This is a genomic window from Exiguobacterium sp. RIT452 (genome assembly GCF_003598705.1).
Taxonomy (GTDB): Bacteria; Bacillota; Bacilli; order Exiguobacteriales; family Exiguobacteriaceae; genus Exiguobacterium_A; species Exiguobacterium_A undae.
On record NZ_QXJB01000002.1, the window covers coordinates 140,277 to 154,295 of the forward strand.

Here is a 14,019-nt window from a genome sequence, read left to right on the forward strand (position 1 = left end):
GCTCACGTACCGTTATCTGGTACGCCAACTCATATGACTGAGTATGACAAATATCCTTTCTAAAATCAACAGACGTCTGACAACTATTTTCATGAAAACGGTTTAAGTTTTTATTTTTTTGATTTCGAACAAAAAAAGAGGACAGAGCCGATGCCGGCTCCCTCCTCTTTTTTACTCAACGTCCCATGACCCGTCGTGGTTTTGACCCTTCAGACGGACCAATCAGTCCATTTTCTTCCAATGCGTCAATCAGCCGGGCAGCGCGATTATACCCAATCCGATATTTCCGTTGGATCATCGAAGTCGATGCCGTCTCTTGCGTCAGAATGAACTGAACGACTTCGTCATATAACGGATCGTCGACTTCCGTTTCACCCTCCGGTACATCCTTTGGTATCATCGCTTCAACGTATTGTGCTTTTTGTTGTGAGATGACATGGTTGACAATCGCCTCGACCTCCTCATCCGATAAGAAGGCCCCTTGAACACGGACGGGTTTGTTCATTCCGTTTCCGAGTAACAGCATGTCGCCTCGTCCGAGTAACTTATCGGCTCCACTCGTATCAAGAATTGTCCGTGAGTCCGTTCCGCTCGACACACTGAAGGCAATTCGTGACGGAATGTTCGCTTTAATGACTCCTGTGATGATGTCAACACTTGGACGCTGTGTCGCAATGACCATGTGAATACCGGCTGCCCGAGCCATCTGCGCCAGTCGCATGATCGCATCTTCGACTTCGTTCGACGCGACCATCATCAAATCGGCCAACTCATCGACGATGACGACGATGTACGGCAAACGCTGATGGACTTTTTCTTCTGCATTCATCTTATCAATCAACGCGTTATACCCTTCAATGTTTCGGGCTCCGTTTTGACTGAAGATTTCATAACGCCGCTCCATCTCTGAAACGACTTGTTTTAAGGCTTGTGCCGCCTTTTTCGGATCGGTCACGACCGGTGCAAGGAGATGCGGAATGCCGTTATAGACATTTAATTCGACCATTTTCGGATCAATCATCATCAGACGGACTTCATCCGGTCGTGCCCGCATCAAAATCGAGACAATCATCCCGTTGATACAAACGGATTTCCCGGATCCCGTTGAACCGGCTACTAACACGTGCGGCATCTTGTTGAGCTTTGCTGTGACCGTTTCTCCAGAAATGCTTCGACCAAGAGCGACGAGCAGTCGATCTGGATCAGCCTGAACGCTTTCCGCCCCCAGCACTTCTCGCAGTGACACCATCGCGACTTCGCGGTTCGGTACCTCGATGCCGACGGCTGCCTTTCCTGGAATCGGTGCTTCAATCCGGATATCTTTGGCTGCTAGCGCCAATGCCAAATCGTCGGCCAGTCCGGTGATCCGACTGAGTTTGATGCCTTGGTCGGGTTCAATCTCATATTTCGTGACACTCGGACCAAGATGGATTTTCAAGACCTTGGCTCCGATTCCGAATGATTTTAAAGTGGCGATTAATTTCGTCGCATTGTCTTTCAGACGTTTGTTTTCCCCCGACAAATCTTTTGTCACGGGTTCCGCCAATAAGTCCAGCGACGGTAACTGATAACCGTCCGGTGTCTCGGTCATCGTCAACGGACCTTGTGTCTCTTTAGCCTGTGGTTCGATATGATCGGCAAAACCGATGATCGGGACGTCCTGGAGGTTGACGGGTGCTTCCTCCGGTACCGTTTCCCGGACAGCCTGTTTTTTCAGTGTCTTCTTTTGCTCAGCCACGGATTCGTTTTGTTCCGGTTTCGTTTCCTCTTGCTTCCGTTTCAACGGACGTTCTCGCTTCGGCGAAACGCTCCGTTCCCGTTGGCGGAATTCTTGAATGCGTTCCTTGATCCCAAACAGCAACTCACTAAAAAACGACGGCTGAAGTAAATGAATGCCACTCGCCATCAGAAACAGACCGATCATAAACGCACCAAAACTCGAAATATAATAAGAGGAACCTTGATAGAGCCAGGCATTGACAACACCGCGTGGTTGTCCAAGGATTAAATCAATCCAAATCAAGCTTCCGAGAGTCAGAAACGACCAGGCCCATTTAGCGTAACGTGGCTGATTCGACAAGACGAGTAACAAGATTCCTCCCATCAATCCGTAAAGAAGTGAACCGAATTGTCCGACTTGATCTTGTGCAAACTGAGCCAGTACTTCGCCGACCCGGCCAAACCGCCCAAGTGCCAGCACGTATGCGAGCAACGAAAGGACCGCGATGATGGCGGCATATGTACGGTACTGGATAGGTTGACGCTGCTTCTTGACCGGCGGGCGTTTTTTCGCGGTCGGGCGTTTTCGAGCCGGCGCCTTCCGGACATGTCCCTTTTTTGTTGTTGCCATGTGTATACCTCCTGATAAAAAAGCGACCCAGCTGACCATTGATCGGCCTTTCTGAGTCGCTCTTCTTGTTAAATCTCCATGATGATCGGCAAGATCATTGGACGGCGTTTTGTCTGTTCATACAGATAAGAACTGAGCTTATCACGAATCAGCGACTTCATTTCAGTCCAATCGAGTTCACCATTCAATTTCCCTTGCAGTTGCTTCGCAACGATTCGATTGGCTTCATTGATCATGTCTTCAGATTCCCGCATATAGACGAATCCACGTGAAATGATTTCCGGCCCCGAAACGATCGTTTTATTTTTCCGACTGATGGTGATGACACAGAGGACGACACCATCTTGCGATAAGAGACGACGATCACGAAGGACGATGTTCCCAACATCTCCGACACCGATTCCATCAATCAAGACATTCCCGGCGTTCACTTTACGTGACATCCGAGCTTTTCGTTTTTCAAATTCAACGACATCTCCATTTTCGATGATGAAGATATTGTTGGCATTGACACCTACAGTTTGGGCTAAACGGCTGTGTGCTTTTTGCATCCGGAATTCACCATGGATTGGCACAAAGAATTTAGGCTTAATCAAGTTCAGCATTAATTTCAAGTCTTCCGCATGACCGTGACCGGATACGTGGACTTTCCGTTGATTGTAGATGACGTTTGCTCCCGCGCGGAACAAGAGGTCAATCGTTTTTGAGACAGACTTCTCATTTCCCGGAATCGGTGATGCCGCGACGACAACTGTATCATTCAAACGAATGTTAACCTGTTTATGGGCATTACGCGCCATGCGTGTCAGTGCTGCCATCGGTTCCCCTTGCGAACCAGTCGTCAAGATGACGACTTGATTGTCATCCAGGCGGTTGATATCAGACAGTTCGACCAACGTTTTTTGTTTAAATCGTAAGTAGTTCAAACGTTGCGCCACTTCTACGATATTGACCATGCTGCGACCGACTACCGCTACTTTCCGATTGTTGGCTTCTGCTGCCGCAAACACTTGTTGCAACCGGTGTACATTTGACGCAAACGATGCGACGATGACACGACCCGGTGCCTCGTAGATGACATCGTTCAGTTCAGAACCGACTGTTGATTCCGAGCCGGACATACCAGGACGTTCGGCATTCGTCGAATCAGACAACAGACAAAGGACACCACGCTGACCGATGGCCGCGATCTTCCCGAAATCCGCTTGTTTCCCGTCAACCGGCGTATAATCAAACTTGAAATCTCCTGTATGGACGATTGCGCCTTGCGATGTCTGGATACATACCCCGACGGCATCCGGAATCGAATGATTGACGCGGAAAAAGGTAATGAAATGTCCCGCTACGGTTAATTTCGTCTTGGCATCAATTGGACGAAGATCTGCCTTTTTCAATAAACCGGCTTCTTTTAGTTTAATTTCAATTAATCCAAGTGTTAAACGTGTCCCGTAAACAGGTACTTTCAAGTCCCGTAAGACGTAACTGAGCGCTCCGATATGATCTTCATGACCATGGGTGATGAAGATCCCTTGAATCCGTTCTTTGTTTTCCTTTAAATAACTGATGTCTGGAATGACTTTGTCGATTCCAAGCATCTCGTCTCCTGGGAACATTAATCCGGCATCGATTACGAAGATGTCCTCGTCGAGTTCGACGACGTACATGTTCTTACCGATTTCACCGGCTCCACCAAGAGCAAAGACGCTTACTTTTTCCGTCTTTTTCTTTGACACAACATGACCTCCTATTTATATTCACTTTTCGTGAGCCGTCCACTTATCACTATCACTATTCTAGCCGAACTTTGCCGTTCTGCCAACAACAGGGACCATGAAAACGAAAAAAAAACATCGTATTGCCTATCCAAAGGGCAACACGATGTTAGTTTATGGCGCCAAAAGCGTCTCGATTTCTTCTGTCCGGTTTGCTTTTTCTTGCCGGCTCGGTCGTTCACCCGCTTGAAGATCGTCAAGGGAATACCCAAACGTCATTTCAAAATGCGGATAATCGACAAATCGTTTCCAGTCACCGCCCCACTCAAAGCCAAGTGCCTTCCCGACTGCCGCGACTTCCCGCCAGTCACTTTTCCCGGAATTGTTTCCGTCATACTCCAGATCATAGGAGATATCCCCATCTACCATCTGAACGAAGTCAAAAGCAAGACCGTAATTGTGCATCGATTCGCCACCACGCGCATTGGTGACGATTTCTCCGGCACGGGAACGTCCTTGGTCATATAAAGCGTCCTGTTGTTTCTTTGTCCGATATCCTTGCGTAATCCGAATATCGATGTTGTAACAGGAATGACTGAGGCGAATCAAATCTTTTGCGCCCGCCTCAACTGCAGGATGAAGATTTTTTAAGTTTTCGGCACTGTCATTAATGAGACGATTTTCTCCTGCTTGGTCGCGTGGACAACTGTCAATTCCTAAATCCGGCTGATCGACCAGAATACTCGGCATCCGATCAGTCGATGCAGCAAGAAACAGACCTACGGCAAACATGACGAACAGGAACAAAATCCAGATGAAGATTGTCCCCCGTTTCATTAACGGCGTAACTTCTTCCGAATTTTTTGAAGGATTGGCAAGCCCGTTTCCAGCAAGAGATACAATGGCTTGTTCAAGACGTAATCAAATTCACCAATCTTTTCAATCATCTCACTGCCCCAACCCGATTTAAAGGCATACAACCCGGCGTAATGATCGTCCGGATCCGTCGAACCGCTGACGCCGCCAAAATCGTACGAAAGAGCACCGTTTGCCTTGGCATGACGCATCATCGTCCACTGCATCAAATGGTTCGGCATGAACTCCCGGTATTCATTTGATGAAGCCCCATAAAGGTAATACGAACGTCGACCGGCCAATGTCAAGAGACCTCCGGATAAAATCACACCGTCCGGATGTTTCGCCGCAATGGTCAATAACTCGGTTTTCGATTTTTCTGCTTTGACCATCTGAGCTGTCGTCTGTTCCAATCGATTGTTTAAGCTGTTGAGCTTTTTCTCAACCGTCTCTTTCTCGAGTTGACGATGAATTTTCGTTAGCTCCTTATCCGCTTGGAGTAAGGCTGCTTCTGTATTTTCAAGTGCTCGGACGACATCGAGCTTCGTCAGGAACAACGCTGCGTCTCCTGTTGGATGCAAGTGATCGTATAGATTCTCGAAATAATCCAATCCGCGAATGGAAAACCCGTCACGCTCACCTGTTTCGACCATCAGTTTAGCGAACGTCTTGAGTTCCGCCCGTGACGCTTCATAACAGACGATCCCTTTTCGTTCAGCCAACCGGACATTGTAACGGAACTTCGAATGGAATCGGTCAAAAATTTCTTTTTCCGTTCCTTCAAGGCTCGTTTCCATCGTAAAGCGGGGTTGCGCATAATCAAAACCGCCGCCAAATCCGTTATGTTTAAAGCCAAGCGTCTGCATCTCTTGTAACAAGTTCGGATACTCTGTTCGATCGACGTTCGGATCAAGTTTAACGGCGATCGCTTTTCGTTTTTTCGCGACCTCGATTGCTGCATCCCGTAAAGCGGCAACAGCCGCTTGATCATTGTAGTCGACGACGAAACCACGCGGAGCATAACATAACGTAAAAGGCAGTTTCGGAACTTGTTTAAACAACAGGAGGGCTACCCCAACCGGTTGTCCGTCCGCCGTACCGACGGCAATCCGTTCATGTGTCCAACCGGTTGCCGCTTTCACGGATCCCCAGGCCGGCAATTGTAACAAATCCCCTTTAGGATGTGTTTTAACAAAGGCTTCAAATTGTGTCTGCTCTAATTCTAGTTGTTGGTAAGTCACTTCTTTTCCTCCAATTGGCGTATCATCTCTTTGACGAGTTGTTCTTCGTCGAGGGGTGTTTTTTCATCCCCAATGATTTGATATTTTTCATGCCCTTTTCCTGCCAAGATCACGATGTTGTCCGGACGGGCCAGACTGGCTGCATAACGAACTGCTTCCTCCCGATCTCCAATTTCAACAAACTGATCGTGTAACATGCCGGAAGCGATACCGCTCGTAATCGATTCGTAGGATTCAAAACGCGGATCATCCGTCGTGATGACGACGGTTCCCGCATACGTCGACGCGAGTTGTCCCATCATCGGACGTTTGGTCACGTCCCGGTTTCCACCTGTCCCGATTAAAAAGATGATGTTTTCTTTTGGCACATCGACTAATGCTTTGAGACACTGCTCAATTCCGTCCGGCGTATGCGCATAATCGACATATATATTGTACCCTTCGATCGGTAAACGTTGCATCCGTCCCTTAGCAGGTTGAATCTGAGTGATCGCATTCGAAATCTCAGTCAAACTGTACCCGATCGATAACAAGATTCCTGTCGCAAGCAATAAATTGTAGACATTAAATCGACCGATGAATTGAACGGTCAATTCAATCGCCTGTTCTTGGTAAACCATCGTAAATGTCGTTTCTTGCAGGGTCTGCGTAATATTTTTCGCTTGCAAGTCGGCTGGTTGATCAATCCCGTAAGTCAAGACACGAGCACCGGTCATCATCTCGAACATGGCACTTGTTTCATCATCCGCATTCAAGACGGCAACCTTTTGATCAGATAACCGTTGTCCGAGTTGGGCAAACAACAGCCCTTTAGCACGGGCGTAATTTTCAAATGTCTTATGGAAATCGAGGTGATCGTGTGTCAGGTTCGTAAACCCGGCGACATCAAAGTCCGTACCGGTCACCCGGCCGAGCTCTAATCCATGGGAAGAGACTTCCATGATGACATCTTCGACACCTTCTTGTTGCATCTGATGGAAAAAGGCTTGGAGTTCGGAACTTTGCGGTGTCGTATTCCGACTCGGAACGACCCGGTCACCAATCTTCACTTCAACCGTTCCGATGATTCCCGTTTTTCGTCCCAACTGGGCCAAAACGTCACGCACAATCGTCGTCGTCGTCGTCTTACCGTTCGTGCCCGTAATGCCGATCATCCGCATCTTTTCAGAAGGATAGTCATAAAACTTACCAGCCAGTTCTGCCATGGCTCGTGTCGTACTCCGTACAAGAATAACAGGAATCGTCACGTCGAGCAGACGTTCTGAGACAATCGCAACGGCCCCCTGTGCCTCGGCTTGTTGGGCATAATCGTGTCCATCCACTGTATATCCTTTAATGGCGACAAATAACGTCCCTGGCTTCACATCTCGTGAATCTGTTGTTAAGGAGACCACGTGCGCATCTACCATACGTTCAATTTTTTGAGTCTGAATGACTCCGATTAATTCAGCTAAGTTCAAGGGTATTCCTTCTTTCTCAACATCTTGTTTTTCAATTACATGCTATCTCAGTGTAGGGGAAGCTCCGCTCTGTTTCAAGGTCTCATCCTTCGATTTCCGGCAAGATGTACGCTTTTGCAGGTGGTTGACTGAAGATATGTGTGATCATTTCCCGAATGTCCGTTGCTGTAATCTGTTCCACTTCCGCCAGGACTTCCTCTAACGTCGGATGTGTCCCTAAATGAAGTTCATTTCGCGCATTTCGGTTCATATGGCTTGATGTACTCTCATTTCCAAGGATGAGCGATCCTTTTAACTGCTCGATGCCGTCCTCGATTTCTTTTGTTGTCAGACCATCGGCCAATAACGTCTTGATCTCAGCTGCTAAGACGGTTTCGACCTCTTCCAAGGTTTCTTTAGATGTCCCGACATAAATCGTAAACGTCCCATGGTCGTCAAACGTCGTGTAATACGAGAAGACAGAGTACGCAAGACCGCGGTCTTCGCGAATCGATTGGAACAGACGACTGGACATCGTCGCTCCGAAAGCGTTGCTTAACAAAGCCAACGTCGGTAGACGGTCATCGGCCGACGCGATGGATGGGAAGTTGTAACACACATGCACTTGCTCCGTGTCTTTTTCCTTCCGTACGGTATCGCTTTTGAGAACGGGTGCTTGGATGTGGCGGGTCGTTTGACTCGGTTCGATGATGCTGAAGCGGTTTTTGACCTGAGCAATCAGTTCATCCGTCACATGTCCCGCTAGTGAGATGACGATTTGATCCGGAGCATACGCTTCCTTGACATAATCCATGATCATCTGACGATTGATTTTCAAGACACTCTCTTCCGTACCGAGGATGGGACGTGCCATGACATCGTCGCCATATGCCGCAATCGCTAGCAGTTCGTGAACGAGATCGTCCGGTGTATCTTCATACATCTTGATTTCTTCGATGACGACACGTTTTTCTTTTTCCAGTTCCTCTTCTTCAAACTTTGAGTCCAAGAACATATCCGCCAGAACGTCAAATGCAGCCAGCGCATGTTCATCTAGTGTCTTGACGTAATAACACGTCTGATCCTTACTCGTGAATGCATTAATATTACCACCAAGCCGGTCAAAATAAACGGCGATTTCTTTCGCGGATTGCTGTCCGGTCCCTTTAAACATCATGTGTTCAATCAAATGACTGATCCCGTGTTCTTCCATCGTTTCCGTACGTGAGCCGGCCTTAATGAAAATACCGGTGGCGACACTGCGGGTATTCGACATCCGTTCACTGACAATCCGGACACCGTTTGCTAATGTAATCTGTTCAATCATGACTTGCTCCTCCTTCAAATATGAAACAAGGTGGCTCTCGATGCACGTTTTCGCACCGTTGAGCCACCTTGTTTTCATTAGTTACGACGTGGTGGACGTTGTCCGTCACGTGGTGGGCGAGATCCAGTATCCCGACGCGGCGGGCGGTTTTCACGCTCTGTTTTTTTCTTTTCTTCGTAAGATGCGCGATCTTCCGGAGTCATGCCTTCAACAAGGAGGACTTTATGTGACGCGTTGACACGTCCTTTATCGTCAACTTCCGTGACACGCACTTTCAACTTGTCACCTAATTTGACGACGTCTTCTGTTTGACCGACACGCTCAAGCGCAAGTTCTGAGATATGCACGAGGGCATCTTTTCCTTTAAACAGTTCAACGAACGCACCGAATTTCTCAATCCGACGAACCGTTCCGTCAAACTCTTCGCCGATTACGACTTCACGGACGATGTCTTCGATCAATTGACGGGCACGGTTGATGCCGTCTTGATCCGTTGACGCGATGAAGACGGTTCCGTCTTGATCGATGTCAATCTTAACACCAGTCTCATCGATGATGCCGTTAATGACTTTACCGCCGGGTCCAATCACATCACGGATTTTATCCGGATTGATTTTCAGCGTGACGATTTTCGGCGCATATTTCGACAGTTCAGTCCGTGGTTCTGCGATGACGGAGTTCATGTGTTCCAGAATATGCAGACGGCCAAGACGTGCTTGTTCAAGTGCTTCTTCTAGGATTTGACGTGTGATGCCGCCAATTTTCATATCCATTTGAAGCGCCGTAACGCCGTCTTTTGTTCCTGCAACTTTGAAGTCCATGTCACCGAGATGATCTTCCATCCCTTGAATGTCTGTCAAAATCGAATAGTTTTCGCCTTCTTTGATCAAGCCCATTGCAATCCCGGCAACTGATGCTTTAAGCGGCACACCGGCATCCATCATCGCAAGGATTGATCCACAAATTGACGCCTGTGAAGATGAACCGTTTGATTCAAGAACTTCTGACACAAGACGAATCGTGTACGGGAAATCCGTTTCCGAAGGAAGAACCGGTAACAAGGCACGTTCACCGAGTGCTCCGTGACCAATTTCACGACGACCCGGTGCACGCATCGGACGTGCTTCCCCAACAGAAAACGGCGGGAAATTATAATGGTGCATGAAACGTTTTTCCGCTTTTAATCCGAGACCATCGATAATTTGAGCATCCCCTGCAACACCAAGTGTCGCAACAGACAAGACTTGTGTTTGACCACGAGTGAAGAGACCTGAACCGTGGGCACGCGGCAAGAGACCGATTTCTGAATCAAGTGGACGAATCTCAGCAAGACCCCGACCATCCGGACGGACTTTATCGTCTGTGATTAAACGACGGACTTCAGCTTTGACGAATTTATTCAAGACACCCGAAACTTCAGACAGTTGTGCTTCCGAAATGGACTCATCTGCTGCGTACTGATCGATGTATTTTGAAATCACTTCGTTGATTGCGATATCACGTGCTTGTTTTTCTTCGACTTGAACGGCCGTCGTCACTTCCGCCAGTGCATCAGCTTTCAGACGTGAGACAAGCGTCTCGTCAAACGAAGAAACCGTGTATTCGAATTTTTCTTTTCCGACCGCTGCGACGATTTCTTCTTGGAAGGCAATCAATGTCTTGATGACATCATGCCCGAGGAGAATCGCTTCCAGCATCGCTTCTTCTGATACTTCTTTTGCGCCCGCTTCAACCATGTTGACCGCGTGTTTTGTTCCAGCGACTTGCAAGTCGATATCACTCGCATCCGCCTGAGCCAATGTCGGATTGATGATGAATTCACCGTCAACACGACCAATTGTTACACCAGCAATCGGACCATCAAACGGAATGTCTGAGATCGACAAGGCAATCGATGCCCCGATCATTGCTGCGACTTCTGGTGAGTTATCTTCATCTGATGATAATACCGTCGTCGCGACTTGAATGTCATGACGGAATCCGTCTGGGAATAACGGACGGATCGGACGGTCAATCAAGCGTGATGTCAAAATCGCATTTTCGCCTGGACGTCCTTCACGTTTTAGAAAGCCACCCGGAATTTTACCGGCAGCATATAATTTTTCTTCATAGTTCACTGTTAATGGGAAGAAATCCAAGTCTTTTGGTTGTTTAGATGCAACAACTGTCGCCAGAACTGCCGTTTCACCGTAGCGGATCAACGCTGCTCCGTTTGCTTGTTTAGCCAGTTGACCGATTTCAATTGTTAAAGGACGTCCACCGAGTTCGGTCGAAAACGTCTGTTTTGTTTGTGACATGCACAAATCCCCTCTCACTTCTATCCGTTTTTTCATTCAAATCTAATTATGGATGTTCTGACGTCAAATGTCCATGAATCGGCAAAAAAAAGAAGCCGGAGACGATGCTCCTGCTTCCTTGTTGATCTGTTCCGATTAGCGACGAAGACCAAGACGCTCGATCAATGAACGGTAACGTGAAACATCCTTGTTACGAAGGTATGTGAGCAAGTTACGGCGACGACCAACCATTTTCAAGAGACCACGACGTGAGTGGTGATCCTTTTTGTGTGTACGTAAGTGATCGTTTAAAGTTGTGATCTGTTCAGTTAAAACAGCAACTTGTACTTCCGGCGAACCAGTATCGCCTTGTTTCGTAGCATAAGCTTCGATAATTTCGTTTTTACGTTCTTTAGTGAGTGCCATTGTCACTCCACCTCCATCTTTTGAATGACCGTGTTGCCGAGCATCGGATGGTGAGACCTGATGCCAAGCCAACCGGCTGTACGTATTCGTACTGACTCATCATATCGAACCGATGACCGTCTGTCAAACCGTTAATGCCTGCATTGCTTCAATTTTATCGTGTGCGAGCTGGTTTTTTAAGCTCTCAATACCGTCAAACGCTTGTTCGTCCCGTAAGTAAGCCATCCATTCGAGTTTTAGTTCCTGGCCATACAAATCTTCATCAAATTGTAACAGGTGTGTCTCGATGCTGACTTCTCCCGTTTCATAAAACGTCGGACGGCGTCCGATGTTTGTCATCGCCGGATACTTTCGCCCGTCTTCTAAATGAACAAACGTGGCATAGACACCCAGTTTAGGGATGACATAGGCGAACTCCGGACGGATGTTTGCTGTCGGAAACCCGATTTGTCTGCCTCTCGCGTCCCCGTGAATGACGATTCCTTTTGTTTGGTACGGTTCACCCAACAACGTAGCCGCTTCTGAGACAGCTCCCGCAGCGAGCAACTGGCGAATCCGTGTCGAACTGATTTTTTCATCCTGCGCTTGATGTTCCGATACAATCGTATGATCAAATCGTCCCCGGCTGTGAAAATCGAGCGTCGCCATTTTTCCGGCTCCAAACCGGCCATATGAGTAATCAAAACCGGCAACGATATGAACTGCACCTGCAGCAATCAGATATTGATCGACGAATTCTTGGGGAGAGAGTTCAGAGAATGCCACGGTGAACTCAATGACATAGACACGATCGATTCCAAGTTGTTTCATCTTTTCGAGTTTCCGGTCGAGTGGAGTAATGTAGCGAACCTGCTCCGTTCCTTGACCGAGCACTTGTTTTGGATGGGGATCAAACGTCATGACCGCAACCGGAACGTTTCGTTTTCGCCCTTCTGTTAAAGCTTCTTGTAACACCTGCTGATGTCCAAGATGCACGCCATCAAAAAAACCTAATGCGATGACCGCCGGATCCTCCACCGGTCTTTCTGGATATGTTAAATGAATGATGTCCATTCTGATCTCTCCGATCCTAATCGATTTGTAGCATGACCTCGACGCGTCCCATCTTGATGTCCGGATCGAGCCGATAAATTGCCAATGGTGTTCCTTCTTCATTATAGACAGTAAACCGATCAAATTCGACCGGAATGCCTGATAGTTTACCACCGTTGAGCACACGCCCTGCTGTTTCCGCATCAACCGTCAAGCGGGGCCATTTTTGAATGACCTGTTCAATCGGTAACACGTATTGCATCCGTTCTTCAACCGTTTCGCATGCTTCCAGTGTCGCAAGCGTCACTGCCTCTGTTTCAGACATCGCACCTGAACTCGTCCGTCTGAGGTCGCTCATATGAGCGGCGTACCCTAAACGTTCGCCGATCTCTACGGCAAGTGTCCGGATATACGTTCCTTTTCCACAAGCAATCTCGATCCGGAAACGACAGACGTTTTGTTCAAAGGTCACTTCGGACGTCCGCTCGAGTGTATCGATTTGGACGATGCGTGTCGGGCGTTCGACCTCAATTCCTTTGCGGGCGTATTCGTACAACTTTTTCCCGTTCACTTTGACGGCCGAATAATAAGGTGGTGTCTGTTGCAGTTGACCGGTCAGCTGTTGTAAGATCCCGTCAATGTCTTCCTGTGCGATGCCGCCCGGTTCGACCGGTGTTTCCCGAACGGTCTCGCCGTGCGCATCTTCCGTCGTCGTCGCGTACCCGATCGTCACTTCCGCTGCATAGCGTTTTCCTTCATCTGTAATGAAACGGGCGAGCTTCGTCGCTCGTCCGAGACAGATCGGTAAAACACCCGTCACTTCTGGGTCAAGCGTACCCGTATGCCCCACTTTTTTTGTTTGAAAAAGACGACGCAATCGAAACACACAATCATGGCTCGTCATGCCGGCCGGCTTATCTAACGGTAATACACCTATTGGTTCCATCTTATTCATTCCCTCCTAAAAAAGGGCAACCACGCCTGTGGTTGCCCTTGTCCTGTTTAATCCTTGTTCAAGTTCCGGAGCAACTCGTCGATTCGTGATCCGTACTCGACTGATGTGTCAATCTCAAAAATCAGTTCAGGTGTCTTCCGTAAACGAATCCGTGATCCGATTTCTTTACGCATGAACCCTTTTGATTTTTCAAGACCGACCCGTGCTTCTTCACGCACTGTCTCATCACCGAGCACCGAATAAAAGATCGTTGCTTGTTGCAAGTCACCGGTGACTTCAACACCTGTTACCGTAACCGCCTTGACCCGTGGATCGTTCACATCTTTAATCAACATCTGCGTAATTTCCTTACGCACCTGTTCTGCTACACGATTTGAACGTACGCTCATTCTATATCCCTCCAGTT

At 48.0% G+C, this 14,019-nt stretch carries 11 protein-coding genes; all 11 read right to left on the reverse strand.

The annotated features are described in order from the left end of the window. Positions 1-175: 175 nt before the first annotated feature. Entirely contained in the window at positions 176-2,350 is a 2,175-nt protein-coding gene (locus tag D3D03_RS06235) for a DNA translocase FtsK (protein ID WP_119923168.1), read from the reverse strand. Between the two features lie 68 nt (positions 2,351-2,418). Continuing rightward, a complete protein-coding gene (locus D3D03_RS06240) occupies positions 2,419-4,083 on the reverse strand; it encodes a ribonuclease J (RefSeq protein ID WP_026832676.1) in 1,665 nt (554 codons plus the stop codon). Positions 4,084-4,236: 153 nt separating this feature from the next. Then, positions 4,237-4,899, reverse strand: a complete 663-nt coding sequence (locus D3D03_RS06245; protein ID WP_026832675.1) for a M15 family metallopeptidase — start codon at positions 4,897-4,899, stop codon at positions 4,237-4,239. Beyond that, a complete protein-coding gene (locus tag D3D03_RS06250; protein WP_119923169.1) occupies positions 4,899-6,158 on the reverse strand; it encodes a lipid II:glycine glycyltransferase FemX in 1,260 nt (419 codons plus the stop codon). The genes D3D03_RS06245 and D3D03_RS06250 overlap by 1 nt, the downstream gene beginning before the upstream one ends. Beyond that, a complete protein-coding gene (locus D3D03_RS06255) occupies positions 6,155-7,618 on the reverse strand; it encodes a UDP-N-acetylmuramoyl-L-alanyl-D-glutamate--2,6-diaminopimelate ligase (RefSeq protein ID WP_028106038.1) in 1,464 nt (487 codons plus the stop codon). Before D3D03_RS06255 ends, D3D03_RS06250 begins: the two co-directional genes overlap by 4 nt. An 82-nt stretch (positions 7,619-7,700) precedes the next feature. Then, positions 7,701-8,924 carry a M16 family metallopeptidase gene (locus D3D03_RS06260; protein ID WP_119923170.1) on the reverse strand — a complete coding sequence of 408 codons (1,224 nt, stop codon included), beginning with the start codon at positions 8,922-8,924 and terminating at the stop codon, positions 7,701-7,703. 77 nt (positions 8,925-9,001) lie between these two features. Beyond that, positions 9,002-11,221 carry a polyribonucleotide nucleotidyltransferase gene (gene pnp, locus D3D03_RS06265; protein ID WP_119923171.1) on the reverse strand — a complete coding sequence of 740 codons (2,220 nt, stop codon included), beginning with the start codon at positions 11,219-11,221 and terminating at the stop codon, positions 9,002-9,004. A 135-nt stretch (positions 11,222-11,356) separates the two neighbouring features. After that, positions 11,357-11,626: a 30S ribosomal protein S15 gene (gene rpsO / locus D3D03_RS06270; protein WP_012370703.1), complete on the reverse strand. Its 270-nt coding sequence runs from the start codon at positions 11,624-11,626 to the stop codon at positions 11,357-11,359. A gap of 123 nt (positions 11,627-11,749) precedes the next feature. Beyond that, the gene (locus D3D03_RS06275) at positions 11,750-12,679 is read right to left on the reverse strand and encodes a bifunctional riboflavin kinase/FAD synthetase (RefSeq protein ID WP_026832670.1); all 930 of its coding nucleotides are present in this window, start codon (positions 12,677-12,679) and stop codon (positions 11,750-11,752) included. Positions 12,680-12,695: 16 nt separating this feature from the next. Continuing rightward, positions 12,696-13,604, reverse strand: coding sequence for a tRNA pseudouridine(55) synthase TruB (truB, locus tag D3D03_RS06280; RefSeq protein WP_119923172.1), 909 nt, complete (start codon positions 13,602-13,604; stop codon positions 12,696-12,698). A gap of 56 nt (positions 13,605-13,660) precedes the next feature. Next, positions 13,661-14,002, reverse strand: coding sequence for a 30S ribosome-binding factor RbfA (rbfA, locus tag D3D03_RS06285; RefSeq protein WP_026832668.1), 342 nt, complete (start codon positions 14,000-14,002; stop codon positions 13,661-13,663). Positions 14,003-14,019 lie beyond the last annotated feature (17 nt).